Source organism: Mycobacterium sp. 1423905.2 (genome assembly GCF_001673155.1).
In the GTDB taxonomy this organism is placed as follows: domain Bacteria; phylum Actinomycetota; class Actinomycetes; order Mycobacteriales; family Mycobacteriaceae; genus Mycobacterium.
Genome location: NZ_LZLE01000237.1, coordinates 1 through 2,095, shown reverse-complemented (window position 1 = coordinate 2,095; position 2,095 = coordinate 1). Strand labels below are relative to the sequence as shown.

3 protein-coding genes and 1 pseudogene are annotated in these 2,095 nt (G+C 65.9%); 1 reads left to right on the top strand and 3 read right to left on the bottom strand.

What is annotated here, in order from left to right; genetic code table 11:
* The 3 genes and pseudogenes from A9W95_RS15065 to A9W95_RS15055 form a co-directional block, all read right to left on the bottom strand.
* Positions 1-238: pseudogene (locus A9W95_RS15065) on the bottom strand (LLM class F420-dependent oxidoreductase); the annotation flags it as partial.
* Positions 239-259: 21 nt separating this feature from the next.
* Positions 260-616 carry a DUF488 domain-containing protein gene (locus A9W95_RS15060; RefSeq protein WP_067414100.1) on the bottom strand — a complete coding sequence of 119 codons (357 nt, stop codon included), beginning with the start codon at positions 614-616 and terminating at the stop codon, positions 260-262.
* Positions 617-1,534, bottom strand: coding sequence for a CoA ester lyase (locus tag A9W95_RS15055; protein WP_067414098.1), 918 nt, complete (start codon positions 1,532-1,534; stop codon positions 617-619). It abuts the gene before it with no gap.
* 133 nt (positions 1,535-1,667) lie between these two features.
* On the opposite strand from A9W95_RS15055, the gene A9W95_RS15050 reads away from it, so the two are divergent.
* Positions 1,668-2,095 (top strand): SRPBCC family protein (locus A9W95_RS15050; RefSeq protein WP_067414095.1); only part of this gene is annotated, 428 nt, incomplete at its 3' end.

Genomic DNA, 2,095 nt, shown 5'->3' with positions numbered 1-2,095 from the left:
AGGCGGCAGCGGCGAAGCCGAGGGCCACCATGGGATCGAGCCAATCCGCCTGGGCGGGAACAGCAATGACGCCGTCGTCGGAATACGGATAACGCGACCCCGAGCGATCGACCATCACGACATGTTCACCCGCCCACAGGGTCGCGAACCCGGATTCGTCGGCCGTCGACGCGACGGCGTCAATCACCGCGCGCTCGGCGCCGGTGCCAATTCCCAAGGCGTGCAGACCCAATCGCATCCGACGATCGTCTCACGCGCCTCAGCGGTGCCTGAGCAGATTGGCCAGCACCGCAGCATGGCTGCCCTCCACCTCCCGCGCGGCGGTGACCAGGGTGAGCACGCCTTGCTTGGCCAGCTCGCGCAGCTCCTTCAGCGCCGGGTTCCCCGCCAACTCCGCCTCATACCGCGCGGCGAATTCGTCGAAGCGTTCCGGTTGGTGGTGGTACCAGTCACGCAACTCCTTGGTCGGTGCGACGTCTTTGCACCACATGCCCACCCGCGGATCGTCTTTGCGAATACCACGCGGCCATATCCGGTCCACCAACACCCGCTGGCCGTCGTCGGGGCTCAGCTCGTCGTAGATCCGTCCCACGCGGATCCGCCGCGGTGCGCTCACTTAGTAGTGATAGGTGTCCGACGGGGCGGGCGAGTGGACCGGTTCATCTTCGAATTCGGACGCCACGATGCCGTAGGACCGGGCCAGATCCAGGATTTTGGTGGCCCGCGCGATGCGCGGGAGGTCCGACCCATTGCGGATCTCTCCCCCGTCACGCTCGAATTCGGCGAAAAACTCCTTCGCCCAGCCGATTTCATCTTGCGAGGGCGATAGCCCCTCGTTGACCACCGCGCACTGGTCAGGTGACAGGCAGATCTTGCCGGTCATGCCGAACTCGACAGACACCGCCGTCGCTTCGATCAACTTCAGCGGGTTGGAGCCGATGGTCGGTCCGTCGATGGCGCTCGGCAGCCCGGCCGCCTTGGCGGCGATAGTGAAACGGGACCGGGCATACGCCAGCGTAGTCGGGTCTTCGCCGAATCCGGTGTCGCGGCGAAAGTCGCCGATCCCGAAAGCCAGCCGGAAGGTGCCCTTCGCCGCGGCGATCTCGGTGATTCGTTCCAGCCCGCGGGCCGTCTCGACCAGCGCCACGATCGGTTTGTTGGGCAGCCGCTTGGCGGTTTCGGTGACATGGTCCACCGACTCGACCATCGCGAGCATTACGCCACCCACCTGCGTCTGCGCCAACTGCGCAACATCCTCGGCCCACCACGGCGTGCCGAAGCCGTTGATCCGGACCCAGTCGGTGTGGTCTGCGCTCAACCAACGCACCACATTGTCGCGAGCCACATCCTTGTCTTTGGGCGCGACCGCGTCTTCGATGTCGAGGACCACGATGTCGGCGCGAGAGCGCGTCGCCGCTTCGAACCGGTCGGCGTGCGCCCCGTTGACCAACAGCCAACTGCGCGCCAGCACCGGATCCAAGCGGTATCCGATGTCAGCGGGGTCTGCCGCGTCGTAGTTGACCTGGTCATACATCGGGTGATCGGCCGCCTCTGCTGTTCTGTCGTCTGTCCACAGTCGCCCTCAACCGTAGCGACACGACAAACCCGGTGGTCAGGCTGGGCTCGGTCGCACTCAGCACGCGGAACTTACTCGATTGCGCTCGGACATGGTGTTGGATGGCGACGTGGCGCAGATCAGCCGCAGCCAGAGGATCCTGGCGCCCACGCAGACGGTCTGGGAACTACTGGCCGACTTCGGGGCGCTGAGTTCGTGGGCGGACAATGCCGACCATTCGAGCGTGCTGAACCGAGGGCCCGGTGGCGGACTGCTGGGTGCCACCCGCCGCGTCCAGATGGGTAGCAATGTGCTGGTCGAGCGCGTCACCGAGTGCGAAGCACCGACCACGCTGGCCTATGACATCGAGGGGATGCCGATTCTGCTGCGCAAAGTCGCCAACCGCTGGACGCTGCGACCGGCCGGCGCAGCGACGGTAGTGACGTTGGCCAGCACCGTGGAGGTGGGCGCCAGCCTCCCGGCGCGGGCGGCGGAATGGGTGATGTTGCGACTGATGGCCAAGCAGTCCGACTCGATGCT